Consider the following 25,142-nt stretch of genomic DNA (forward strand, 5'->3'; position numbering starts at 1 on the left):
CGTCTGACTCACCGTTGACATGTCCGGCAATAGAAGGTCGATCGGCCGCTCTGCACGATCCGTTCGATGTGGCCGCTGCAGCCGGGCTTCGAGCAGGCTTCGCCTTCGCGGTCGTAGACGGCGAAGGAGTGCTGGAAATAGCCCAGTGACCCATCGGTCTGCATATAATCCCGCAGTGAGGACCCGCCGGCGGCAATCGCATCTGATATCACCGAGCGGATGGCTTGGGCCAGGTGTTCGCTTTGGGCCTGGGCTTTCTTTCCGGGTTTGGCGATCGTGCCCGCCTCACGCAGCGGCGACAGGCTGGCGCGCCATAGCGCCTCCGACACATAGATGTTGCCAAGCCCGGCGATCAGCCTCTGGTCGAGAAGCGCTGCCTTCAGCGGTGATCGCCGCCCTTTCATCAATGAGGCAAGCAGTGCGCCGTCCAATGTATTGCCCGTTGGCTCAACGCCGAGTCCGGCGAGCATCGGATGGACGTCCGGCCCTTCGGCAAACAACATGAAGCCGAAGCGGCGCGGATCATTGAAGATCACGCGTGATCGGGCGCCTGCCGGAGATACGACATGGAAGACGACATGATCATGATTGGAGCTCTTCGAGCGGTCGTGGTGGAAGATGCCGGGCATGTCGTTGCTGTCCGCCGTCTCGATGCGGAATGAGCCCGACATGCCGAGATGGCAGATCAGCACGGGACCGCCTTTCAGGTCCATCGTCAGATACTTGGCCCGGCGGCCGAGTGCCGTGACCGTCTTGCCGGTCAGCCGCTGTGAGAATTTCTCGGGAAATGGAAAGCGCAGATCCGGGCGGCGTGCCTCGACACGGGTGATGGTTGCGCCTTCCAGGACCGGCTGCAGCCCGCGCCGGACGGTTTCGACCTCCGGCAATTCAGGCATGACCGCCAATCGCCGTATAGAAAGAAGTCCCGTAAAGGCCGTGCGCCAGCCCAAGATGCTCGGCCACGGTTTCGCCGATATCAGCGAAGGTTGTTCTCAGCCCGATGTCGCCGCCCTTGAAACCCGGACCTGTGCCGATCACCGGAATGCGCTCGCGCGTATGATCGGTCCCTTGCCAGGTCGGATCGTTGCCGTGATCGGCCGTCAGGATGAGAAGATCGCCCTGCCGCAGCCTTGCAAATGCCTCCGGCAGCCGCCGGTCGAAGGCCTCAAGCGCGGCAGCATAACCTGCAACATCGCGGCGATGACCGAATTCGGTGTCGAAGTCGACGAAATTGGCGAAGACGAGATCGCCGTCGCCGGCATCGTCCATCGCGCCCAGCGCCTCGTCGAACATGGCCATGTTGCCCGCCCCCTTGCGCACTTGCGAAATTCCGCGATGGGCGAAGATGTCGCCGATCTTGCCGATGGCGATGACACGGCTGCCACGCGCTATCAGCCGATCGAGCAGGGTTGGCTCCGGCGGAGGCACGGCGTAGTCATGACGGTTGTATGTGCGCTCGAAAGTGGCGGCGGTTTCGCCGACGAAAGGCCGCGCGATCACCCGTCCGATCCTCAGCGGGTCAACCAGCCTGCGCACCACCTTGCAGAATTCATAAAGTCGCTCGAGGCCGAAATGGACTTCATGCGCGGCGATCTGCAGGACCGAGTCGACAGACGTGTAGCAGATCGGCTTGCCGGTGCGGATGTGCTCCTCGCCGAAGCGCTCGATGATCTCGGTGCCCGGCGCATGACAATTGCCGAGAATGCCCGGCACCTTGCCCTCGCGGATGATCGCCGCGGTCAGTTCCGCCGGAAAGGCGGGAACCGTATCCGGGAAATAGCCCCAGTCGAAGCGCACCGGCAGGCCGGCGATTTCCCAATGGCCCGATGGGGTGTCCTTGCCGCTTGAAACCTCCTGCGCGGCGCCGTGGAAGGCAGCCGCGAGCAGATCCGTCCCACTGCTGGAAAAGCCCAGTCCCGTCGCGGTTTCGGCAGCCTTGCCAAGCCCGAGCGAGGCCATGTGGGGGACAAACAGCGGTCCACTGCGAAGCCCTTCGCGATCCGAGCGTCCTTCGGCACAAGCTTCTGCTATGTGCGCGAATGTGTTGGCGCCGTCGTCACCGTAGCGGTCGGCGTCGGCCGCGCCGCCGATGCCGAAGGAGTCCAGAACGAAGAGGAAAGCGCGCGCCATCGAGTTGTTGCCAGTTTGAACGACCAGACATAGGGTTCCGCGACTTCATTGGCAATTCGGAAACCAAACGGCAACGGCTTGGCGCGATAGTCCAGTGATGTCGCCCAAGGTGCACGGCGGTTTTGGGCAACGACATGCACAAACAACGACATGCACAAACAAGGAATGCATGTCGCAACGATGCGACGGGCATGGGTCTAGGAAAACAGACGGCGGTTTTGTCATGAGCATTGCGCTGAAGGCGTCTGCTGCCCTCATGTTGATGCAGGGTGCGCTCTGGTCCGGTCCGGCACATGCCGATTGGCGCGATGATATCGGCACGTTTCGCATCGGCATCGTTGCAGAGCCAGGCGCCGGCAACACCGTTCCGGGGCTGGCTGTGTTGACCGACGCCTATACAAAGGCCTTGGGCATGAAGGTCGAGTTTGTCGTTGCCCGTGATTATGCCGCGCTGATCGAGGCGCAGGCCAATGCCCGCATCGAATACGCGATCTATTCGGCAACCGCCTATGCGACGGCCTCGCAGCGCTGCTTATGTATCGAGCCGCTTGTGGCTCCGGTCGATTCCGACGGCGCGATCGGCATCCGCTCTGTTCTGCTGACGCGGGACGGCAAGCTGCCCAATCTGGCGGCGATGCAGAGCCATCGCATCGCCATGGCGCCTTCGGGCAGCGTTGGCGGTTCTCTCTTGCCATTGGCGGCGTTGGCGGCGGAAGGCCGCAAGGTTGCGGAAGATGCGCCGTTTCTTGTCCATGCCGACTCGGCTGCGGCGGCCGAAACGATGCTGGTCGATGGCAAGGCCGATGGCCTGTTCGGTTGGGTGACGGCCGCCGCCGACGGCCAGCCGGAAACATCGGGCACGCAGGCAAGGCTCGAAGCGGCAGGGCTCTCAGTGACGGCGCTTCGGGTGGTATGGACGTCTGGCTTGCTGAGATATGGCCCCCACGCCGTCCGCAGCGATCTCGACCCTGAAGCCAAGCGCCGGCTCACCGTGTTCCTCACCAACCTCAAGTCGATGACGCCTGATATCTACGACCTCCTGGAATCAAAGCATTCGGGAGGCTTCGCTACCGTCGCGCCAAAGGATTACGAGATGGCCGCTTCTATCGTGCGCTTCGTCTCGGACAGTGCCCCACAGCAATAGTGCTCCGCAGCAGTAGCGCAATTCCAGGAAACAGAAGAAGTGCGTGATTATTCTCAGTCTGCAGTTGCGTGGCAACAGAGAGCTGAAGCGGTCCTGCGAATCGCCCGGCTGTCTCTGTTCAACAGTCGCCGCAAGGGATAGTCACGCTTCTGCGGGGGCGCAGATAGTAGGTTTCGCCCATCGTTATATTGCTGAAAGCCGAGGTCAATCCAAGTTTCTGCTGGTTGCTGGCCGTCCAGGCGATGACCGGCGTGTAGCCGAGATTGCTTTCGACGCGGATGAGGAAGGTGCTGGCGACCTTGAGCGTTGCTGGAACCGTGGTTTCCGTGGTCGCCGCGGCGCCGGCGCTGGCGACGCCGGCGACCAACTTGCGTGACCATACCACCAGTGCCTTCGTCGCATCGGCCGAGACCTGTATTGCCGTGATGGTGATGGTCGGGGTCGAGCGGTTGTAGGGCTGAAGGGTAACGCTGCCGATCTGCATGATGGCGTCGACATCCGCCTTGACGACGCTTGTCTGCTGGGTGACGAGATCGGCCACCATGCTGCCGATACGACTGACCTTCTTGCTGGTCTCGATGGCCTGTGACGCCTCCATTGTCAGGAAATACATGATCAGCAAAATTGGCATGATCAAAGCGAATTCGACCGCCGCGATGCCGCGGCGATCGGACCAGAATCGATTTGCTTTCCGCCAAACTCCTGCAGTCCTAAGATGTGCCCCCGCACGCATCATACCCATTGCCCTTTTTCTTTTACTGCCTGTGCATCCGCCTCGAACTCAGTTGTCGAACGGCTCGTTCTGCCAGGTCACCGATGCGAAATGCAGAGTCTTGTTGCCGCCCATCGACTGCGCCAACAGGTCTGTCATAATAGGCCACTTGTAGAAGACGCGAAGCATGTTCCTCGACTCCGCCGCCCCCGCCGTTACTGCAAACGATTGGGTTGCGGCGCCTTTCGTCAGTACGACATCACCGTTCTGGATCATGAAGCCCGCCGTGGCCGCGTCGGCGAATGTTGTATATTGGCGGAGATCCACCAGCAGCTGATTGGGACAATCCTGGGAAACGATGATCTCCAGTTTTGTGCAGATCATGTCCCGCAAATTGGTCCCGGCGACGTCGGTCGCCCTCAACTGGCCGGTGCGCAGCTTGCGCGCGACATCGTCGGTTATGTTGGCCATCACTTCCTGGCCGGCAAACGCGATGCAGCTTTCCAGAATGGCAAAGACAAGCAGGGCGAACGGAACTGAAAGGATTGCGAATTCGATTGCCGTGGCGCCGCGCCGGTCACGTAGGAAACGGGCGAAAAACCTTGGGCGTTTCGCTTTGTGGTCGCCTGTGCAGCCGAATTCCTTGCTCATGTCTGATCCTGCCGATCTCTATGCGGTCTCGGAAGGAGCATTAGCGCAAACCGATTTAGGTCCGGTTTGGATGATCGTTAAAGTCAGCGCCAGCTTCTTAACCAGCCGATAACCTGAACGGCATTCGACTACGCCATCCTACCGGCTGACGCTCATCTCCGTTTCGGAGGCCTTCTCTGCATCGCTCTTGTAGGAGCTTTCGCAATAGGGCGTGCAGGACATCGTCTGTATTTCGGCACGCCGATAGATACGCACGGATGAGGCGGCCTGCCGCACGACGGTAACCTGCTCGTCGACGATCGGGCTGCCATCCGTGTCGAGCACGACCAGATTGGTGACGCCGAAGCCTTTGCCGGTCAGCACGATCGTCGAAGCGTCCTGCACGGAAGCGTCGGCGATTGCCGGGTTGCCAACCACGATCGTGTCGGCAGGGCGCGACAGTTTGACGATCTTGGCTTGGTTCATCGTGACCTCGATGCCAGCGCCGGCCATTGCGGGCGCGATGAAGGTCGTGGCGGCAAGAAGCGCGGCAATCAGGATTGACGATCTCGGCTGGGCCATTGAGGCGCTCCACGCAAGCGGACTGATCAACGGAACATGAACGAGATTGGTGAACCAACGGTTAAGCGCGCGTCGTTACCGATGGTGCAATGGCGACAAGGCTACTGTGAGGTGCGGTCCGGCTCGGGGTCGCAAGCGCCACCAAACCCGTAAACGGAAGGTCGGTTGGCATTTAGCCTGGAGTTAACCACGCAATATGTTCGAACCGGGAAAGGAATCGGTAAGGCTGTTTATTAAGCCGATCGAAAGAGCTTCTCCCTAGATTGGCAGCATCCGATCAACCATCACAGAAGTTGACGGAAGTGCTGTAACACGTGGAGTAGGAGCTCTCAAATGTCTAATCTCATCGCACGTTTTGTGAAGGACGAATCCGGCGCGACCGCTATCGAATATGGTCTGATCGCCGCTCTCATCGCGCTCGCCATCATCACCGGCGCCGGCGCGCTCGGCAATGCACTCAACGCTAAGTTCACCACTATCGGAACCACCTTGAACAGCGCGCCGAGCGGCAGCTGATCGGCCTTATCGCCGAGCACTTGGATTGCGTTCTGGAAAGGGCCGCCACGTGGCGGCCCTTTTCCTTGCCGCTGCCAGTTCAGTATCAGTCGTCTTTTCGTTCCGGGCCTCATCAATCGTTAATCGAACATGCCTAGATTGAGCCCCGTGAAATCGGACAATAGGCATAGCGCCGATGCTTGAAGCCCTGATCTTCGTCGTTTTTCCGTTCTGCATGCTGTTTGCCGCGATCTCCGACATGCTGTCGATGACGATCGCCAATCGCGTGCCGGTGCTGCTCGTCGTTGTCTTCGCGCTGGTTGCGCCGCTGACGGGTATGGAATGGGCGGCCTATGGCGGACATTTCGCCGCCGGCGCCCTGGTCCTTGCCGTGACGTTCGGCCTGTTTGCAATGGGCGGCATGGGCGGCGGCGACGCCAAGCTTCTGGCTGCCACCGCGATGTGGATGGGTCTCAACGTGAATCTCGTCGAGTATCTTGTCGCCTCGACAATCATCGGTGGCCTGCTGACACTCGCGATCATCCTCTACCGGAAGTCACTGCTTGCGGCCGTTACCGGCCAAAACCCGTTTCTGCGCCATTTCGCCGACGAGGCAAAAGGTGTTCCTTACGGAGTAGCCCTTGGCCTTGGCGGGTTGCTGACCTATCCGGATTCGCCTTTGATGGTGTGGGCGCTGGCCAGGCTGTCGGCCTGAACACGATCTATTTTTTTAGTGATCAGCGTTGCCGCAACAGGCTTTCAACAAGGCCGGCCCGGTCATTTCTGCCGGTCAGGCCACGTTCCGTCCAATTTATGTAAACCTTAAATTAATCACGATCGTAAGCATTACATTAACCTTGTTTTGACGATTGCCGCTGCAAAGTCCGGCTTGGCTACGTGGTTTGCCAGGGCAAGGGTTCGGACAGATGCCAGCATCGCGATTGATAATTCTGAGCGTGGCGGTGGCCGCGGCGGGCGGCGCTGGGTATGTCGCGAAAAATATGGTGGCACCGCAGCCCCAGGTCGTCGTCGATTCCGGCCCCCAGGCCCCGGCGGTATCTCTGCAGGATGTGCTTGTGCTTTCGGGCGACGTTCCGATGGGCAGCCCGATCGAGAACAACATCGCCTGGCAATCCTGGCCCGCCGACGGCGTCAACGCGAATTTCATCACCCGCACCGCTGAGCCTGAGGCACTGGACAAGCTGAAGGGCTCTGTTGCCCGTGTGGCGATGTATGCCGGAGAGCCTCTGCGGCGTTCCAAGTTGATCGGCGAGGGGCAGAGCTTCATGTCGTCGATCCTGCCTTCCGGCATGCGGGCTGTGGCCACGGCCATCTCGGCCGACACGTCGGCCGGCGGCTTCATTCTTCCGAACGATTTCGTGGATGTCATCATGACCCGCAGGGCAGATGCCGCCAGCGGTGCCGCCGGCTTCAACACCGAGACCATCCTCAAGAACATTCGCGTCCTGGCCATCGACCAGACCATTCAGGAGGACGAGGAAGGCAAGAAGACCAGGGTGGGCCAGACCGCCACGCTGGAACTGACGCCCAAGCAGGCGGAGATCATCACCGTCGCCCAACAGATGGCGGATCGCCTGACCTTGGCGCTGCGGGCGGTCGCGGACACGCAGGAAAAGAATCTGGGTGAGGCCGACTATCTCGTTTCCGGCAATGGCCGCAGGGGAACGGTGAGGCTGATCAAGTCGGGCGAAGTTTCCGAAGTAGGGGCAAGGAAATGAGGCTAAATGGTAAACTGCCGGCAATTGTAGCCGCGGCATTCGGCCTGCTGCTCGTCGGAACGAATTTGCAAGGCGTTGTCGAGGCAAAGAACGCGCGGGTCACGGCATCGACGGCCACCCAGCGCGTCAAGCTCGGCCTCAACAAGTCGGTGGTCATCGACCTGCCGAGCGATGCCTACGACATTCTCGTCGCCAACCCGGCCGTGGCCGATGCGGTCACCCGCACCGCAAGGCGCATCTACCTGTTCGGCAAAGCGGTCGGCGAGACGAACATTTTTGTCTTCGGCCCGAATGGCGAGCAGATCGTCAGTCTGGACCTGGCCGTCGAACGCGATGTTGCCGGCCTTGAGGATTATATCAGGCGCTTCCTCCCGACGTCGGCTATCAAGGTAGAACTGCTGAATGACAACGTCGTCCTGACAGGGACGGTCGACACGCCGCTGGACGCGAAACGCGCGGTCGACCTGGCGACGATCTTCGTCTCGGGTGGTGAAGCAACGACGGGACAATATTCGCAGACCGCGGCCGGCGGTTCGTCACAGAGCGGTGTCGACATCAACAACCCGGACCAGGAGCGCCGCACCAGCAAGATCGTCAACCTGCTGCAGATCATCGGCGACGACCAGGTCACGCTGAAGGTGACGGTCGCCGAAGTCAGCCGCTCGGTGATGAAGCAGCTCGGCGTCAACATGGTCGGCAGTGGCGGCAGCAACGGCATCAGCTACGGTGCGATCAGCGACAATTTCACCGGCCTCGGCAAGCAGCTGTCGAATTCGGGCTTCACGATCGGCGCCTCGGGCCTGCAGTCCTATATCAACGCCATGGAGCAGTCCGGGGTCATGAAGACCTTGGCGGAGCCGACCTTGACCGCCGTATCCGGCGAAAAGGCGACCTTCAAGGTCGGTGGTGAATACAACATGGTGAGCAGCGTCTCCCAGAATGTATCCACCGACAACCAGACTGGCCTGAAAACCTACGCCATCGACAAGATCGAGTACGGCATCGGCCTGGAATTCCAGCCGGTGGTGTTGTCTCCCGGCCGCATAAGCCTGAAGGTCAGGACTTCGGTTTCCGAGCCGACAACCGAAGGATCCGTATCACTCTCCTCAGGTGTGACGAGTCCCGGCATGAATGCCTTATCGCTGCGCAAGCGTCTTGCCGACACAACGGTGGAATTGCCCTCAGGCGGCTCCATGATGATCGCCGGCCTGGTTCGCGATGATGTCAGGCAAGCCGTCAATGGATTGCCCGGATTGACAAAAATCCCGGTGCTCGGCGCGCTGTTCCGCAGCAGGGATTTCGTACGCAACGAGACCGAGCTCGTCATCATCATCACGCCCTATCTGGTGAAGCCGGTGGCACGCAACGACCTTGCCAAGCCGGATGACAATTTCAACGCCGCCAGCGATGGCGCCGGCATGTTCCTTGGCCGCGTCAATCGCGTCTACGGTACCATGCAGACCGACAAGCCCAACGGCCGTTACCATGGCGTTGTCGGCTTCATCTACAAGTGAGCGGGGAAGCGGACATGTCTCAGTCAGCATTGAAGGCAAGCACCATCGCCGCAACGATGCGCCTCGGTCGCTCGCGGGTCTGCCGGCGAGCCGTTCCGGTCCTGGCGGTTGCGGTTGCGGCGCTGCTCGCCGGCTGCGCCCATCGTGACAGCGTCACTGTCGGCGCCATTCCGGACGACTATCGTACCAATCATCCGATCGTGATCGCGGAGAAAAATCAGAAGATAGACCTGCCGGTTGGCGCTGGTGACCGCGGCATGACCGGCTCCCAGCGCGATACGCTTCTTGGCTTCCTCGACGGATATGACAAGAGTGCCGCCCCGACGCTGACGATCCAGATCCCGAGCGGATCGGCCAACGAGGTCGCCGCGACGGCGGCCGGCCGTGATTTCGCCAGGCTCGCAGTCGCCAGCGGCATCAAGCGCAACCGCATCGTCGTGGTCTCCTATCAGGCCGGTTCGAGCGAGACATCCGCCCCGGTTCGCGTCTCCTATATCTCGGTGAGAGCTCAGACCGACAAATGCGGACGCTGGCCGGACGACCTCGTCAACACGTCGGAAAACAAGCACTATGCCGACTTCGGCTGTTCCTATCAGAACAATCTTGCTGCCCAGATGGCTAACCCGGCCGATCTGCTCGGCCCCCGCAAGCCCTCTACCATCGATGCTGAAAATCGCGGCGCGGTGATCGACACCTATCGTGCAAGAGGCATTTCGGAAGAGTTCCTCGGCAATTCGGAAGTGACGTACTGAGCCGCCAGTCTCGGATAGAACAGGCTACGGGAAAGAGTATGACGATGAGCAACCTTGCCTACGACGCCCCGGTGGATGGCAGCGATACCTCGCAGCAGGACATCGCCGCGATGCAGGCATTGCGGCCGATTCCGCGCATCTCGATCCAGGCATTCTGCGAGACCGAGGGCGTTGCCAATCCGGTCGAGCGCGCCGGCGAGGACCGCCGCATGGCGAAGGCGCATCTCAAGGTCCATATGGGCGGCGTCCCCACCGCCATCGAATTCTACCAATCGGCGCCAACGCCTAACCTGATCCTGCTGGAATCGCGCAGCGAGCCCAAGCAATTGCTGGAGCAACTCGCCCAGCTCTCGGAATATTGTGATCCGACTTCGAAGGTGGTGGTGATCGGTCATTACAATGATGTCGGCCTCTACCGCGAACTCATCCGCAACGGCATTTCCGAATATGTGATCGCACCGGTATCGATGGCTGACATCGTCAGCGTGGTATCTTCGATTTTCATCGATCCGGAAGCCGAGCCGCTAGGCCGCTCGATCGCCTTTGTCGGCGCCAAGGGTGGCGTCGGCTCCTCGACGATTGCCCACAATGTGGCTTGGGCGATGTCCTCCCTGTTCAAATCCGAGGTGGTCGTCGCCGATCTCGATCTCGCTTTCGGCACGGCCAACATCAATTTCGACCAGGATCCGGCGCAAGGCATCGCCGAGGCGGTGTTTTCGCCGGAGCGCATCGATGAAGTCTATCTTGACCGGCTGCTGACCCAGTGCGCCGAGCATCTGTCGTTGCTGGCAGCACCTTCGACGCTCGAACGGGTCTATGACTTCGATCCGGAGGCCTTCGCTCAGCTCATCGACACCGCCCAGCGCAGCGTGCCGCTTTTGGTGCTCGATATTCCTCATGTCTGGACGGGCTGGACCAAGAACACCCTGATCAAGGCCGACGAGATCGTCATCACTGCGACACCGGAACTGGCCAATCTGCGCAACACCAAGAACCTCGTCGACATGTTCAAACGGCTTCGTCCCAACGACCCGCCGCCGAAACTGATCATCAACCAGGCCGGCATCCCGAAGCGTCCGGAGATTTCGCCGTCCGATTTCGCCGAGCCGCTCGGCCTGTCGCCAATGTCGGTCATTGGTTTTGATCCTTTGCTGTTCGGCAATGCCGCCAACAACGGACGCATGCTTGGCGAGATGGATGCCAAGAACCCGGTTGTCGCAATGATCAACGAAATGGCGCATGTGCTGACCGGGCGCAGTGAAATCAAGGCCAAGAAGAAGGCCGGGCTTGGCAACCTGCTCGGCAAGTTCTCGCGCAACAAGAAGTGACGCTTCAGCAGTGGAATCGGTAGTCGATCATGTTTGGTAAAAGAGGCAGCGACGACGGCAACCGGTTCACGCCGGAATTTCGCCAGCCAGCAGCGGCGCCTATTGCGCCCCCGGCGGCAAGTTCTGCGGAGACGGCAGTTCTGGCCCGGCCTGCGGCTGCGCCAAGCGCGCCTGTTGCGCCGCCGGCGCGCCGTGCGGTCGAGGCACCGCCATTGGCGCCTGAGCCGAAGCGGGCACAACGCGAAAAGAGCGAAACCTACTACGACACCAAGAGCCAAGTTTTCTCCGCGCTCATCGACACGATCGATCTGTCGCAACTCGCCAAGCTTGATCCGGAAAGCGCGCGCGAGGAAATCCGCGACATCGTCAACGACATCATCGCGATCAAGAATTTCGCGATGACGATCGCCGAGCAGGAAGAACTGCTCGAGGACATCTGCAACGATGTGCTTGGCTATGGGCCGCTCGAGCCGCTGCTCGCGCGCGACGACATCGCCGACATCATGGTCAACGGCTCCAAGAACGTCTACATCGAAGTCAACGGCAAGGTCGAGCAGACCGGCATCCGCTTCCGTGACAACCAGCAGCTCCTCAACATCTGCCAGCGCATCGTCAGCCAGGTTGGCCGCCGTGTCGACGAATCCAGTCCGATCTGCGACGCGCGTCTTCCCGACGGCTCCCGCGTCAACGTCATCGCGCCGCCGCTCTCCATCGACGGCGCCACGCTCACCATCCGCAAATTCAAGAAGGACAAGCTGACGCTCGATCAGTTGGTCAAGTTCGGCGCCATTTCACCCCAGGGCGCCGAAGTTCTCAAGATCATCAGCCGTGTTCGCTGCAACATCGTCATCTCGGGCGGTACCGGCTCGGGCAAGACGACGCTGCTCAACTGCCTGACCAACTATATCGACCGCGACGAGCGCGTCATCACCTGCGAGGACTCGGCCGAGCTGCAATTGCAGCAACCGCACGTGGTGCGCCTTGAAACCCGCCCGCCCAATCTGGAGGGCGAGGGTGAGGTGACGATGCGTGATCTGGTCAAGAACTGCCTGCGCATGCGCCCCGAGCGCATCATCGTCGGCGAAGTGCGCGGACCCGAAGTGTTCGACCTTCTGCAGGCGATGAACACCGGCCATGACGGTTCGATGGGAACGATCCACTCGAACAGCCCGCGCGAATGCCTGAACCGTATCGAATCCATGATCGCCATGGGCGGTTATTCGCTGCCGCAGAGGACGGTGCGAGAAATCGTCGTCGGCTCCGTCGACGTGATCATCCAGGCGGCACGCTTGCGCGACGGATCGCGTCGCATCACCCACATCACCGAGGTGATCGGGATGGAGGGCGACGTCATCATCACGCAGGATATCGTCCTCTACAACATCAAGGGCGAGGACGCCAATGGCAGGCTGCTGGGAGAGCATGTATCGACCGGCATCGGTCGTCCGCATTTCTGGGAGCGGGCCCGCTATTATGGCGAGGAACAGCGCCTCGCCATTGCGCTCGAGGCGATGGAGAAACGCGCTGACTGACGCATCCTGGGGCGTAAGGGTTCGGGCCAATGTTTGGAATTGACGGCACAGTACTGGCGTTTGTCGTGCTCGCCGGCTTCAGCGCCGGCGCGGTCGCCTATGCATTCCTGTTCACTCGGATCAGCAACGAGAAACAGGTCGGCAAGCGGCTCGAAACGATCAAGACCGCCGAGACGGATCGTTCCGTTGTCAAGGCCTCGCGCGACCGCGCAGCGGAAGCCGTCAAGCGGCGCAAATCGGTTCAGGATTCGCTCAACGATCTCGACGCAAAGCAGAAAACCAAGGACAGCGTGGTCAAGAAACCGCCGCTGAAAGCCCAACTCCGTCAGGCCGGCCTGAAGACCACAGTCGAGCGCTTCTATATATACTCCGCCATATGCGGCCTCGCTTTGACGATGGCTGCCTTCGTGGCCGGAGCGCCGTTGATCGTCTTGCCGGGCGTGCTGCTGGCCGGCGCGCTCGGCCTGCCGCGCTGGTTCGTCTCGTTTCGTCGCGCCCGCCGCGTCAAGGCATTCCTCAACGAATTTCCAAACGCGCTCGACATCATCGTGCGCGCCGTAAAATCCGGCCTGCCGCTGAACGACGCCGTGCGCCTGATCGCCAACGAATCGCCCGAACCGGTGAAGACTGAATTTCGTCGTATCGTCGATTCGCAGCAGATGGGCTTGTCGATCCCCGATGCGACCTTGCGCATGCCCGAAACCATGCCTTGCACGGAGGCAAGCTTCTTCGGCATCGTCATCCAGATCCAGTCGCAGGCCGGCGGCAATCTCTCCGAGGCGCTGGGCAATCTTTCGCGTGTGCTCCGCGATCGCAAGAAGATGAAAGCCAAGGTCGCGGCGCTGTCGATGGAAGCGAAGGCGTCCGCCGCCATCATCGGTGCGCTGCCCTTCATCGTCGCCTTTCTCGTCTACCTGTCGAGCCCGGCCTACCTGATGCCGCTGTTCGTCACCAGCGTTGGACACCTGATCCTTGGGTGCGCGGCAGTCTGGATGTCGATCGGCATCTTTGTGATGCGCAAAATGATGAACTTCGAAGTCTAGGATCGCGGCATGACCGAGCAAGTCATCAAAACCCTGACGGATCCGACCTTCCTGATCGCGCTGCTGGTCGCCATTGCGGTGTTTGCGACCGTCTTCACCTTGCTGCCGGCGTTTGGCGGAGACCAGCTCAAGTCGCGCATGAAAACAGTCGCCCTGGAACGCGACGAACTCCGTGCCAAGCAGCGCGCGCGGCTTGCCGTCGAGGCGGATCGCCGTCGCAAGGGCCTGCGCGAGGAACAGTCGGTTGGCATGCGCAACATCGTCGACCGGCTGGATCTTAGGCGCGCGCTCGCCGATGAGGGCACGCTGCAGAAACTCAAAGTGGCCGGGTTTCGTGGGCAGAATCCGCTGACGCGGTTTCTTTTCTTCCGTCTCGTGCTTCCCTTCGTCGGCTTCGCGCTGGCCACAATCTACATCTTCGTCCTCGGAGGATTGCCCGACAAGCCATTGGTCATCAGGCTGTTCGTCTGCATCCTCGTTGCGTATGGCGGCTTCTACGCACCGGTCGTCTACGTCAACAACCGCGCCACCAAGCGCAAGCAGTCGATCCAGATGGCATGGCCGGATGCGCTCGATCTGCTGCTGATCTGCGTCGAGTCGGGCATGTCGGTGGAAGCAGCACTCCGCAAGGTCGCCGACGAGATCGGCGCGCAATCGGTGGCACTGGCGGAAGAATTCATCCTCACCAACGCCGAGCTTTCCTATCTGCAGGAGCGCAAGCAGGCCTACGAGAACCTGGCAAGCCGCACCGGCCTGGATTCGGTCAAATCGGTGTCGCAGGCACTCGTCCAGGCCGAGCGTTACGGCACGCCGGTGGCGCATGCACTGCGCGTACTTGCAGCCGAAAGCCGCGACATGCGCATGAATGCGGCCGAAAAGAAGGCTGCCGCCTTGCCGCCAAAGCTCACCGTGCCGATGATCCTGTTTTTCCTGCCGGTGCTTTTCGCCATCATTCTGGGCCCTGCCGGCATTCAGGTCAGCCAGCGCGGTATCTTCGGAGATCATCCGGCACCGGCAGCAGCCCAGTAACGGCAAGGCAAATCCCTGCACGACATGCGAAGAAGCCGCGCTGCATGCAGCGCGGCTTCTTCATTGATGGTCACTACAAGGATCGTCGTCTCAGTTGGTTGCCGGTTTTGACTTGTCTTGGTCCTTGAGCTGGCTCCAGGCATTCTGCTGGGCCAGCATCTGCCTGAGATAGGCGATGTTTGCCTGCGCCTGGTCAGGCGAGAGTTCCTGCGAGGCGATCTTCTCGGCTTCGTCGAAACGGCCTTGCAGGCCGACGACCAGTGCCAGGTTCTGGCGGACCCGGCTGTCCGCATTCGGCTGCTGCGCAGCCGAGCGCATATAGGTTTCGGCGGTGCGCAGGTCACCTTCCAGCACATAGGACATGCCAAGATTGGAGAGCACCGAAGGCTCGTTCGGCTTGAGCTCGAGCGCCTTGCGATAAAGCTGGCGCGCATTGTCCTTCTGGCCGGTCTGGTCGAGAATGGCCGCTTCGGCCGACACCAGCCTCCAGTCGGGATATTCCGGCGTCTGGGCGCGGCGCACGGCGTCGAGCGCCGCCTCGAACTGGCCATTGGCCGCCAGCGCCTTGCCATAGGAGGCAAGCACATCACGATCCTTCGGCAGAGCGATCGCCAGCTTGCGCATCACGGCGAGCGACTGGTCGGCGTCACCATCCATCTGTAGTGCCGCGGCATAATTTGTCGCTATCCGCTTGTCGTTGGGGTTCTTGGCGTAGGATTGGCCAAGTGACGTCGTCGCAGTGTGCAGTTCTCCCGCCGACATGGTTTCCAGCGGTTTGCCGCTGGTGCGCCCGATCGAGCCGGTGGAAAGCTTGTCGGTCCCGCAACCGGCGACGCCCGCTGCGAGCACCAGCGCAAGGGCAGTGGTGATGAGCCGTTTTCCCCTGGCGTTGATCGTGCGGTTGGTTGGCATGGCTACCTAAGCCTCCATTCATGCGCGGCCATTGCGTGGCCGTCTTCCCTCCTGCAGAAATATTCTGTTAACCCTAACGGATGGTTAAGAACGGCGACTCGAAGGTCGCCGCATGGAGAACATCGAATGCCTGTCGAACTCGTCGAGAAGAAACTGCCGGGCTCACTGCCGGTCCATCTGGTCGCCAGGGATCGCCTTGAGGCGACGGGTGTTGCGCCAGCCGCCGTCGCCTGGGCCAGAGCCAACGGCTTTTCCGGCGAGCCAGGCAGGACGCTGGTCGTGCCCGGCGAAAACGGAGCGCTCGGCGGCGCGTTGTTCGGTATCGGCGATGGCGAAGGCGCGCTCGCCCTCGGCGCGCTGTCGAAAGCCTTGCCGGAAGGCGACTGGCATTTCGCCTCGGCGCCGGTCGAGCCCGAGCTCGCGGCCACCGCGCTGGTGCTCGGCGGCTATGTCTTCACCCGTTACGGCAAGAAGTCAGGCAAGGCGCTGCGCTTCGAACTGCCGGCAGCCGTCGATGCCGGGCGCGTTCGCCGCATTGCCGATGGCGTCTTCCTGACACGCGATCTGGTCAACACACCGACCAGCGATATGGGCCCGGAAGACCTGGAGCAGGCGGTGCGGACCCTGGCCGTCAGGCACAAGGCCGAAGTCTCGGTGGTGACCGGCGACGATCTCCTCGATCAGAATTTCCCGATGATCCATGCGGTCGGCCGAGCGTCGGCCGGCGCGCCGCGCCTGATTGACATGAGATGGGGGCAGCAAGGCGCGCCGAAGGTGACGCTGGTCGGCAAGGGTGTCTGTTTCGATACTGGCGGTCTCGACATCAAGCCATCGTCCGGCATGCTGTTGATGAAGAAGGACATGGGCGGTGCTGCCAATGTGCTTGGCCTCGCCTCGATGATCATGGCTGCCGGTCTGAATTTGCGGCTGCGCGTGCTCATTCCCGCGGTCGAGAATTCGATTGCCGGCAACGCCTTCCGGCCCGGCGACGTGCTGACGAGCCGCAAGGGTATCACTGTCGAAATCGGCAACACGGATGCCGAGGGGCGGCTGGTTCTGGGCGACGCGCTGGCGCTGGCCGACGAGGAGGAACCGCAGCTTCTGGTCGACATGGCGACACTGACCGGGGCTGCGCGTGTCGCGCTCGGCCCCGACCTGCCACCCTTCTACACCGGTGACGAAGCGCTGGCAGCCGAGCTGGCGGCGGCTTCCGTCGTGGCTGAGGATCCGTTGTGGCGCATGCCGTTGTGGCGGCCTTACGATGCAAAACTGTCATCGAAGATCGCCGACATCAACAACGTCACCACGGACGGTTTTGCCGGCTCGATCACGGCGGCGCTGTTCCTGAAACGCTTTGTCGAAAAGACCGCGGGATGGGCGCATTTCGACATCTTCGCCTGGAACCCGGCCGACCGCCCGCATGGCCCCGCCGGCGGCGAGGCACAAGGCATCCGCGCGCTGGAGCGGATCATCTCGAAACGCTACGGGTGATAGCTGTAAGCAGAGCCGGCAAATTGCGGAAACTGAAACGGAACCGAAACAATTTGCCGTCATGCTGGCGTGATGTCGATTGGGATGCGCCCGAGCCAGGCCTTGCGACTGTGGCAGCAAGTGATGCTGTCGCAGGTGCGCGACGACGAGCCCGATCTGACCATGCGCCAGACGGCGATCCTGTTCACCATCTATCTCGATCCGCCGCCGCACACGGTGCGCGGGCTCGCCGCCCGCCTCAATGTCACCAAGCCGGTGATCACCCGCGCGCTCGACACGATGGGCGCGTTGAAACTGGTGTCGCGCCATCGCGACGAGCTCGACAAGCGCAATGTGCTGATCAGGCGCACGGTCGAGGGCGCGCTCTTTGTCGAGCGCTTCGGCGATGGTATCATTGCCAAGGCCCACGAACTGCCGATTTGAGCGACTTGCCATCTAGGGAGCATGATCCCGAAACGTGGAAACCGGTTTTCGGATAAAGATCACGCTCAAACAAAATAGAAGAGATACCCGATTTGACTGCCAGGGATGCCCGTCTTCACGCTTTCCGTTCCGACCTTGCCGATGCACGGCTGAAGGGCGAGGTCGCCGCCGAGCGCTTCGTCGCCGGCCGGCCGGCGCGGATCACCGCGTCCGTGGCCGATATGCGCAAGGCGCCGCGGCCGGATGCCGGGGTCAACACGCAACTTCTGTTCGGCGATGATGTCCTCGTCTTCGAGGTCGCTGAAGGCTGGGCGTGGGTCCAGGCCGAACGCGACGGCTATGTCGGCTATGTCGCCGACACGATGCTGGGCGGGCGGGACCTTGCGCCCACCCACATCGTCTGCGTGCCGCGCACCTTCCTCTACCCCGGGCCGGATCTGCGCTTTCCGATCGCAGGACAATTGTCGATGGGATCGACGGTGACGGTGACGGATGCTGCCGAAACGCGCGGCACGCACTATGCCGTCCTGTCCTCTGGCGAGGCGTTGATCGCAGGTCACCTGCGGTCAATCGGCAAAGCTGCCGCTGACTATGTCGCGGTTGCCGAGACGTTTCTTGGAACACCTTATCTCTGGGGTGGTACTTCCGGCTTCGGCATCGACTGTTCGGGCCTGGTGCAACTGGCGATGCGCATGGCTGGCAGCAACGTGCTGCGCGATTCCGACATGCAAGCGGCGACGCTCGGCGAGCCGCTGGATCCGGGTCCGGACTACGCCGGCTTGCGGCGCGGCGATCTGGTGTTCTGGAAAGGCCATGTCGCCGTCATGACCGACGCCGACACCATGATCCATGCCAATGGCCACACCATGCTGGTGTCACGCGAAGGGCTGAAGGATGCGGTTGCCCGCATCGGTTATCTCTATGGCGGCCCGACCGGATTTCGGCGACCCTAATGCATGTCGCTCAAAAGTGGTCCCGGTTTTGAGACAACGACATGCATGAAAACAAAGACCTAAAGCGCGGCGCATGAATCCGTTTCGACGCGACGCGCTTGTCTTATGACATTATTTGGCGGAGAGGCGAGAATGAACCGCTGGGAGAGAGTAGCAGCTCTCTCGTCAGCGGCGAGGGATGGATCGTCGACGCGCTGGCCGTTTGAGGGGCCGAGCTAAAGTTTGATCACCCTCGTCTTTTTCCGAAGGCCTGAACGGATACGCGCAATTTAAGCTGCGCATGACAAGCAGAGGCACGGCAAAAGATGACCGAGATTACCATTGGCGTTGACGTCTCGAAAGAGGCGCTGGATGCCTATCGCTTCCCCGATGGCGAGAGCCGCCACTTCGACAACAACGCCAAGGGTCACAAGGCGCTGATGCGCTGGATCGGCTCCGAAGTCACCCGGATCGTCTACGAGCCCACCGGGGCTTACCATCGCGGGTTTGAGTGCAGGCTTGCCGAGGCCGGACTGGCCCTGGTCAAGGTCAATCCGCGCCAGGCGCGCCGCTTCGCGGAGGCGACCGGCAAGCTGGCCAAGACCGACCGATGCGATGCTGCGATGCTGGCGCGTATGGGGGCAGTGCTGGCTTTGACGGCGCGGCCGCTTCGCGGCGCACTGCTCAATGAACTCAAGGATCTACACATGGCCCGTGCGGCTCTGATCAAGGATCGCACCGCAGCCAGGAACAGAGCCAAGACCCTGACCCTTGCCTTGCTCAAGCGCCAGAACGGCGAGCGGTTGAAGCAGATCCAACGTCACCTCGGCGATCTCGATCAGACGATCCTTGCGCTCATCAAAACCGATCCCGACCTTGCCCAGCGCCTCGACATCCTGACCAGCATACCCAGCGTTTCGCACGCGACCGCATGCGCGCTCATCATCGATATGCCCGAACTCGGAGCCCTCCAGCCGTCAGAGGCCGCAAGCCTTGCCGGCCTCGCTCCGGTCGCTCGTCAATCGGGCACATGGACCGGCCGAGCCTTCATTCGCGGCGGCCGGGCCAATGTTCGCCAAGCTCTCTACATGCCGGCCCTCGTCGCCATGCGCTTCAACCCGGATCTCAAGGCAAAATACCAGGCGCTAAAGGCGGCAAAAAGGTCGCCATCACCGCCTTGATGCGTAAGCTCATCATCCTCGCAAACGCGCTCATCAAGGCACAGCGAAAATGGGCCCCTAAAACACCTTGATCAAAACGGATACTTTAGATCAGGACCGAGCCAAACGCTTACCTTTGAAGGCCGTACCGTCCAATGTCCGGTCGACGGGTTTGGCGACTACGGGAGGAAGCCGGGTTTCAAACCTGCCGGACGATGGTGCCCACCACATTGACGAGAAGGCGCGCGGCGGTCAGGGCCGACAGGCCGTCAATGTCGGCGGGGGGATAGAACTCGACCAGGTCGACCCCCGCAATCCTGGCCCGCCTGCCGAGGCCCGCGACCAGGTCGATCACCTGCGTGCAGGTGAGGCCGCCGGGTGTACGCGCCGCTACGCCCGGCATGATGCTTGGATCGAGGCTGTCGCAGTCAAGGGTGACTACGACCCGCGCGCCTTCCGGAATATGCCGGAGTGCGGCTTCGACGCCCTGGGCGTGGACCTCGCGGGCGGTCACGAAGCGGCTGCCATAGCGCCGTGCCGCTTCGATGTCGGTGATGCCCGCGCTGCCGACGCTGCGCAGGCCGACCTGCACCATGCCGGCGACATGCGGCATCTCGCTCGCCCGGCGCATCGGGCTCGAATAGCCGTGGCGTTCGCCATACACCTCGTCGCGCCAGTCGATATGGGCGTCGATCTGCAGGACCCAGACCGGCCCGTGATCCGTAAAACCGGTGAGGAAGGGAATGGTCATGGAACAGTCGCCGCCGATCAGGATCGGCACAGACGGCAGCGCCAGGATTTCGCGCATCTTCGCCTCGATCCGAGCCCGGTTGCCGGCATTATCATGCATCGTGGTTGGGACATCGCCGGCGTCGATGCAAGAGACCGGCTTGCCGTCGAACAACGGGCCGCCGAGATCGAAATCCCAGTGCTCGATGAGCGCGGCATCATCCTGGCTCGCAGCGCGGATGGCGTCGGCGGCCAAGGCATGGCCGCTGCTGTCCTTGCCGGGATAGGTGCTGCCGTGACCGGCTCCGAAGATCACCGCACGAGGCACGTGCCCATCGGCGAGGCGGTCCGGAAAGCCGAGAAAGCGAGGCGAGGCGGTCATTTCTAAAGTTTCGGTTGTTGAGGGCGCAAGACGGGGGTCGTTTGCGGCAGGCAGCAAAATCCTATGCTAGGCCGGTAAGGTCGCAAGACCAATACGAAGTGCGCCCATTGACGTAAGAAAATCAGAATCTTTCGTCGATTCCGGATGTGTTAGCTTGGCGAAGCCGGTGGAGCGAACACGCGAATGCCTGTCGCCCCAAGTAGGTACCGGTACGACGGAACAAAGGCCTCGATCACCTTTTGTTCCGATTCTTCTTGGCGATTGCCCGCCGTCGCGCTACCTCTGGCGGGTGACAGAACAGCTGCGCCTTGCCGAACAGAATGCCACCGTGGCCCTGCCCGAACCATTCATCAGATGGTTTGGCGAAAAGGGCTGGTCGCCGCGCGCCCATCAGATTGAACTTCTGGCGAAAGCCCAGGCCGGACTGTCGGTCCTGCTGATTGCCCCGACCGGCGCTGGCAAGACGCTGGCCGGATTTATGCCGTCGCTGACCGAACTGGCCAACCGGCCAAGGCGAAAGCCAGGCCAGGCGCATCGCGGCATCCACACGCTCTACATCTCGCCGCTGAAGGCGCTTGCTGTCGATATCGAGCGCAATCTCGGCAAGCCGGTGGAGGAGATCGGCCTGCCGGTCACCATCGAGACGCGCACCGGCGACACCCCCGCCCACAAGCGCCAGCGCCAGAAGCTGGTGCCGCCCGACATCCTGTTGACCACGCCCGAGCAGCTGGCGCTGCTGATCGCGGCGCCCGATGCCAGGCGTTTCTTCGAGGATCTGCGCTATGTCGTGCTCGACGAGTTGCACTCGCTGGTGACGTCGAAGCGCGGGCATTTGCTGGCGCTCGGTCTGGCGCGGTTGCGCAGCTATGTGCCTAGCCTGCAGACGATAGGCTTGTCGGCCACCGTTGCCGAGCCCGACGATTTGCGGCGCTGGCTGGTCGGGCAGAATCCGCCGGGTGCCATGGCCGGCCTGATCACTGTTGCGGGCGGGGCCAAGCCCAACATCTCCATCCTCGACTCGGAACAGCATGTGCCGTGGTCCGGCCATTCGGCCCGCTACGCCATCCCCGAAATCTATGAGGCGATCAAGCGGCACCGCACGACGATCCTGTTCGTCAATACACGCAGCCAAGCGGAGCTCCTGTTCCAGGAATTGTGGCGGGCAAATGAGGACTCGCTACCGATTGCCTTGCATCACGGCTCGCTCGATGTCGGTCAGCGTCGACGCGTGGAAAAGGCGATGGGCGAGAATGCGCTGCGCGCCATCGTCGCCACCTCGACGCTCGACCTCGGCATCGACTGGGGCGATGTCGACCTGGTCGTGCATGTTGGTGCGCCGAAGGGCGCGAGCCGGCTGGCGCAGCGCATCGGCCGCGCCAACCACCGCATGGACGAGCCGTCCAAGGCGATCCTCATTCCGGCCAATCGCTTCGAGGTGCTGGAATGCCGGGCCGCCCTCGACGCCAATTATCTCGGCGCACAGGACACGCCGCCGCTGATCACCGGCGCGCTCGACGTGCTGTCGCAGCATGTGCTGGGCGTCGCCTGCGGTGCGCCCTTCGATGCAGATCTGCTGTTCGAAGAGGTGCGCGGTGCCGCGCCCTACGCCGGGCTGGCGCGTGAGACCTTCGACCGCGTCGTCGATTTCGTCGCCACCGGCGGCTACGCGCTGAAGAATTACGAGCGCTATGCCCGCATTCGAAAGACGGTCGACGGGCTGTGGCGGGTCTCGCATCCGCGCATCGCGCAGCAATACCGGCTGAATGTCGGCACCATCGTCGAAATGCCGGAGCTCAACGTCCGCTATGTCAGGCAGGGCCGTGGCATGGCTGGTCGCGGCGGGCCGGTGCTGGGCAAGATCGAGGAGTATTTCGCCGAGACGCTGCGACCCGGCGACAACTTCCTGTTCGCCGGCAAGGTGCTGCGCTTCGAGGGCATCCGCGAGAACGAATGTGTCGTCTCCAACGGCGCCGGCGCCAACATCATCGTGCCGTCCTATGCCGGCGGCAAGTTTCCTTTGTCGACCTATCTGGCCGATCAGGTGCGCGGCATGCTGGCCGACAGCGACCGCTGGCAGGCTCTGCCCGAACAGGTCGCCGACTGGCTGCGGCTGCAGAAAGAAAGGTCGGTGCTGCCGAAGCGCGGCGACCTTCTGGTCGAGACCTTTCCACGCGGCAACCGCCACTACATGGTCGCCTATCCCTTCGAGGGCAGGCTGGCGCACCAGACGCTCGGCATGCTGTTGACGCGGCGGTTGGAGCGGGCGAACGCCCGGCCGCTCGGCTTCGTCGCCACCGATTATTCGTTGGCTGTGTGGGCTCTCGACGACGTGGCCGCCCTGTTCAAGGCGAAGAAGCCGTCATTGGCCGCCTTGTTCGACGAAGATATGCTGGGCGACGATCTCGAGGCCTGGCTGAACGACAGCTGGATGCTGAAACGGACGTTTCGCACCTGTGCGGTCATCGCCGGGCTGATCGAGAAACGTTATCCGGGTCAGGAGAAGAGCGGCCGCCAGGTGACGGTGTCGGCCGACCTCATCTATGACGTGCTGCGTAGCCACGAACCGGATCATATCCTGCTGCAGGCAACACGCACCGATGCGGCGGCCGGACTGCTCGATGTCAGCAGACTTGCCGAGATGCTCTCGCGTGTGCGTGGTCGAATCATGCATAAGCATCTTGAGCAGATATCGCCGCTGGCGGTGCCGATCATGCTGGAGATAGGCAAGGAATCGGTCAATGGCGGCGCCAATGAGTCCTTGCTCATGGAAGCCGCCGATCTGGTCGAGGAGGCCATGGGCCAAAGATGAGTCCGATTTCCTGATGAATTTTTCGCTGGCGCGCGCATCGCTGATCGCCGAGGCCGACCTTGTCGGCATCGCCGGCGAGCGCGCCGTCTGCGACCCGCGCGGCGTGCTCTATTTTCCGGATCTGCGGCTTCTGGCCGTTTCCGACCTGCATCTGGAAAAGGGTTCGTCGCTGGCACGGCGCGGCACGCTGATCCCACCTTACGACACTGGCGCGACCTTGCTGAGACTGCAGGCGGTGATATCAGACTACCACCCATCCATCGTCATCACCCTGGGCGACAGTTTTCATGATGGCGGCGGCGCCGAGCGTATGCATGCAAGTTTCCGCGAGCGTCTGGAAGCGCTGATATCAGGACGCGACTGGTTCTGGGTCGCCGGCAATCACGATCCGGATGCGCCCGCCGACCTGCCTGGCGAAACGGTGCGCGAACTGGCCATCGGCTCGCTGCTGTTCCGACATGAGCCATCGAAGCAGCGCGTCGAAGGTGAAATAGCGGGCCATCTGCATCCTTGCGCTCGCATCGTCCAGCGTGGCCGCTCGGTGCGGCGGCGCTGCTTTGCCGGCGACGGCGGTCGCATGATCATGCCGGCCTTCGGCGCCTATACCGGTTCGCTCAACGTGCTCGACCGCGCCTATGCAGGGCTGTTCCGGCTGGACACTTTGATGGCTTACATGCTCGGCACGGACCGTATCTTCGCCATCTCGCGCTCGATGCTCAGGCCCGGCTGAAACGCCCTATCTGCCGTAGTAGAGCGTGACAGTGTGCTTGGCTTCGGCGAAGAACAGCCAGCGTTCGACCAGCACACCGGCGAACTGCACGATCGCGGCAAGCAGTGACAGTGCTGCTGCGAAGGGCCGGGGCAGGGCGACTGTTACGGCGAGCAGCAGGCCGGGCAGCGCGAAAGTCAGGAGCTGCGTGATCTGGCGCAGTCGCGCGCTGTGCTTGCGCGCGATGCGAAAGCCCATTTCCTTGAGCAGATAGTTTTCCTCGGTGTGCGGCCATTCCAGCGACCGCACCGTGCCGCCGGCCAAACCCGTCGCAGTGTTGGCGGTGGTCGGGATTTCCAGCCGGTCGTTGTAGCGCCAGGTCGCCAGCTTCCAGCCCCAACCAAGCAAGGTCAACAATACGGAAGCCACCAGAAGAATTTTCGAGCCGAGAGCAAATCCCTGCAGCAGCGCGTTCAGCAGAAGGCTGCCGGTCATCGCTGAGAAGACGAGATAGCCGGGCAGAGTGAAACGGCTGTGCCACTGCGCGATCGGTTTCAGCGACGCGTAGATCATGCCGGTCGTACAGACGGTCACGGCCGCACCACAGGCCGCGAGCAATCCGGCGATGCCGACCCAGCCATCGGTCTTGCCAAAGAAGACCCAGCCGATGCCGAACAGTCCCGCCGGAATGAAGGTGAGGACCGAGGCAACGCCTTCGCGCGACAGCCAGGAACTGCGCCACTGCGAGAACGCCCGCCAGGCGCGTTCGGGGCGGCCGAGATGACCCGTTGAGGACAACAACCCGGCCGCGATCAGGCCGAGCGCCAGGCCCATGCCGATGAGGCCCAGCCAGAAATCGGGCGGGATGATCTGGAAGCCTCCGAGCACGCCCAACAGCGCCAGCAGACCGTAGCCGGCGCCGGTGGCGGTGGTGAAGAAGACGACGGAGAAGGCTGGATGCATGG

Annotated in this window: 23 protein-coding genes and 1 pseudogene; 16 read left to right on the forward strand and 8 right to left on the reverse strand. The window is 62.0% G+C overall.

Translation table 11 applies throughout. The annotated features are described in order from the left end of the window. Positions 1-8: 8 nt before the first annotated feature. Together mutM and C8D77_RS18990 are read right to left on the reverse strand one after the other, a co-directional pair. Positions 9-896, reverse strand: coding sequence for a bifunctional DNA-formamidopyrimidine glycosylase/DNA-(apurinic or apyrimidinic site) lyase (gene mutM, locus C8D77_RS18985; RefSeq protein WP_109666428.1), 888 nt, complete (start codon positions 894-896; stop codon positions 9-11). Continuing rightward, entirely contained in the window at positions 889-2,130 is a 1,242-nt protein-coding gene (locus C8D77_RS18990) for a phosphopentomutase (protein ID WP_109666430.1), read from the reverse strand. Before C8D77_RS18990 ends, mutM begins: the two co-directional genes overlap by 8 nt. Positions 2,131-2,353: 223 nt before the next feature. Between C8D77_RS18990 and C8D77_RS18995 the strand changes: the two genes are divergently transcribed. Next, complete coding sequence (locus tag C8D77_RS18995; protein ID WP_170136767.1) at positions 2,354-3,274, forward strand: phosphate/phosphite/phosphonate ABC transporter substrate-binding protein; 921 nt, start codon at positions 2,354-2,356, stop codon at positions 3,272-3,274. 118 nt (positions 3,275-3,392) lie between these two features. On the opposite strand, the gene C8D77_RS19000 is transcribed toward C8D77_RS18995, so the two are convergent. The 3 genes from C8D77_RS19000 to C8D77_RS19010 all read right to left on the reverse strand — a co-directional run bounded on the left by C8D77_RS19000 (position 3,393) and on the right by C8D77_RS19010 (position 5,198). Further along, positions 3,393-4,010, reverse strand: coding sequence for a TadE/TadG family type IV pilus assembly protein (locus C8D77_RS19000; RefSeq protein ID WP_109666435.1), 618 nt, complete (start codon positions 4,008-4,010; stop codon positions 3,393-3,395). Positions 4,011-4,055: 45 nt separating this feature from the next. Continuing rightward, positions 4,056-4,637 carry a TadE/TadG family type IV pilus assembly protein gene (locus C8D77_RS19005; protein ID WP_109666437.1) on the reverse strand — a complete coding sequence of 194 codons (582 nt, stop codon included), beginning with the start codon at positions 4,635-4,637 and terminating at the stop codon, positions 4,056-4,058. 138 nt (positions 4,638-4,775) lie between these two features. Then, positions 4,776-5,198, reverse strand: coding sequence for a pilus assembly protein N-terminal domain-containing protein (locus tag C8D77_RS19010; RefSeq protein WP_109666441.1), 423 nt, complete (start codon positions 5,196-5,198; stop codon positions 4,776-4,778). Between the two features lie 333 nt (positions 5,199-5,531). Here C8D77_RS19010 and C8D77_RS19015 point away from each other — a divergent pair, with 333 nt between their 5' ends. The 9 genes from C8D77_RS19015 (at position 5,532) to C8D77_RS19055 (ending at position 14,630) form a co-directional block, all read left to right on the forward strand. Further along, on the forward strand, positions 5,532-5,714 hold the full coding sequence (locus C8D77_RS19015; protein ID WP_109666443.1) for a Flp family type IVb pilin: 183 nt from the start codon (positions 5,532-5,534) through the stop codon (positions 5,712-5,714). 175 nt (positions 5,715-5,889) lie between these two features. Further along, entirely contained in the window at positions 5,890-6,408 is a 519-nt protein-coding gene (locus tag C8D77_RS19020; RefSeq protein ID WP_109666446.1) for an A24 family peptidase, read from the forward strand. A 211-nt stretch (positions 6,409-6,619) separates the two neighbouring features. Continuing rightward, positions 6,620-7,432, forward strand: a complete 813-nt coding sequence (gene cpaB / locus C8D77_RS19025) for a Flp pilus assembly protein CpaB (protein ID WP_109666448.1) — start codon at positions 6,620-6,622, stop codon at positions 7,430-7,432. Then, a complete protein-coding gene (locus C8D77_RS19030) occupies positions 7,429-8,946 on the forward strand; it encodes a type II and III secretion system protein family protein (protein WP_109666451.1) in 1,518 nt (505 codons plus the stop codon). Before cpaB ends, C8D77_RS19030 begins: the two co-directional genes overlap by 4 nt. Positions 8,947-8,960: 14 nt before the next feature. Next, positions 8,961-9,698 (forward strand): CpaD family pilus assembly protein, encoded by a 738-nt coding sequence (locus C8D77_RS19035; protein WP_109666453.1) that lies wholly within the window; start codon positions 8,961-8,963, stop codon positions 9,696-9,698. A 44-nt stretch (positions 9,699-9,742) separates the two neighbouring features. After that, the gene (locus tag C8D77_RS19040; RefSeq protein WP_425453744.1) at positions 9,743-11,026 is read left to right on the forward strand and encodes a CpaE/TadZ family protein; all 1,284 of its coding nucleotides are present in this window, start codon (positions 9,743-9,745) and stop codon (positions 11,024-11,026) included. A gap of 29 nt (positions 11,027-11,055) precedes the next feature. Then, the gene (locus C8D77_RS19045) at positions 11,056-12,558 is read left to right on the forward strand and encodes a TadA family conjugal transfer-associated ATPase (RefSeq protein WP_109666459.1); all 1,503 of its coding nucleotides are present in this window, start codon (positions 11,056-11,058) and stop codon (positions 12,556-12,558) included. 29 nt (positions 12,559-12,587) lie between these two features. Further along, entirely contained in the window at positions 12,588-13,601 is a 1,014-nt protein-coding gene (locus C8D77_RS19050) for a type II secretion system F family protein (protein WP_109666462.1), read from the forward strand. A 9-nt stretch (positions 13,602-13,610) separates the two neighbouring features. After that, positions 13,611-14,630 (forward strand): type II secretion system F family protein, encoded by a 1,020-nt coding sequence (locus C8D77_RS19055; RefSeq protein ID WP_109666464.1) that lies wholly within the window; start codon positions 13,611-13,613, stop codon positions 14,628-14,630. Positions 14,631-14,720: 90 nt separating this feature from the next. Here C8D77_RS19055 and C8D77_RS19060 read toward each other — a convergent pair whose 3' ends face one another. Beyond that, positions 14,721-15,542: a tetratricopeptide repeat protein gene (locus C8D77_RS19060; RefSeq protein WP_109666466.1), complete on the reverse strand. Its 822-nt coding sequence runs from the start codon at positions 15,540-15,542 to the stop codon at positions 14,721-14,723. Positions 15,543-15,668: 126 nt separating this feature from the next. On the opposite strand from C8D77_RS19060, the gene C8D77_RS19065 reads away from it, so the two are divergent. From C8D77_RS19065 to C8D77_RS19080, 4 genes and pseudogenes are all read left to right on the forward strand, one after another. Next, the gene (locus C8D77_RS19065) at positions 15,669-17,033 is read left to right on the forward strand and encodes a leucyl aminopeptidase family protein (protein WP_109666467.1); all 1,365 of its coding nucleotides are present in this window, start codon (positions 15,669-15,671) and stop codon (positions 17,031-17,033) included. A gap of 72 nt (positions 17,034-17,105) precedes the next feature. Beyond that, on the forward strand, positions 17,106-17,456 hold the full coding sequence (locus tag C8D77_RS19070; RefSeq protein ID WP_109666469.1) for a MarR family winged helix-turn-helix transcriptional regulator: 351 nt from the start codon (positions 17,106-17,108) through the stop codon (positions 17,454-17,456). A gap of 92 nt (positions 17,457-17,548) precedes the next feature. Beyond that, a complete protein-coding gene (locus C8D77_RS19075) occupies positions 17,549-18,409 on the forward strand; it encodes a C40 family peptidase (RefSeq protein WP_109666470.1) in 861 nt (286 codons plus the stop codon). Between the two features lie 305 nt (positions 18,410-18,714). Beyond that, positions 18,715-19,640: pseudogene (locus C8D77_RS19080) on the forward strand (IS110 family transposase). 107 nt (positions 19,641-19,747) lie between these two features. On the opposite strand, the gene C8D77_RS19085 reads toward C8D77_RS19080, so the two are convergent. Next, entirely contained in the window at positions 19,748-20,659 is a 912-nt protein-coding gene (locus C8D77_RS19085; RefSeq protein WP_109666472.1) for an agmatinase, read from the reverse strand. Positions 20,660-20,948: 289 nt separating this feature from the next. On the opposite strand from C8D77_RS19085, the gene C8D77_RS19090 reads away from it, so the two are divergent. Both C8D77_RS19090 and pdeM read left to right on the forward strand, forming a co-directional pair. Continuing rightward, positions 20,949-23,468 (forward strand): ligase-associated DNA damage response DEXH box helicase, encoded by a 2,520-nt coding sequence (locus C8D77_RS19090; RefSeq protein ID WP_109666474.1) that lies wholly within the window; start codon positions 20,949-20,951, stop codon positions 23,466-23,468. Between the two features lie 13 nt (positions 23,469-23,481). After that, positions 23,482-24,198, forward strand: coding sequence for a ligase-associated DNA damage response endonuclease PdeM (gene pdeM, locus C8D77_RS19095; RefSeq protein WP_109666475.1), 717 nt, complete (start codon positions 23,482-23,484; stop codon positions 24,196-24,198). Positions 24,199-24,204: 6 nt separating this feature from the next. On the opposite strand, the gene C8D77_RS19100 is transcribed toward pdeM, so the two are convergent. Then, a complete protein-coding gene (locus C8D77_RS19100) occupies positions 24,205-25,140 on the reverse strand; it encodes a dimethyl sulfoxide reductase anchor subunit family protein (RefSeq protein WP_109666477.1) in 936 nt (311 codons plus the stop codon). Between the last annotated feature and the right edge of the window lie 2 nt (positions 25,141-25,142).

The sequence above is a fragment of the Mesorhizobium loti genome, assembly GCF_003148495.1.
GTDB lineage: Bacteria > Pseudomonadota > Alphaproteobacteria > Rhizobiales > Rhizobiaceae > Mesorhizobium > Mesorhizobium loti.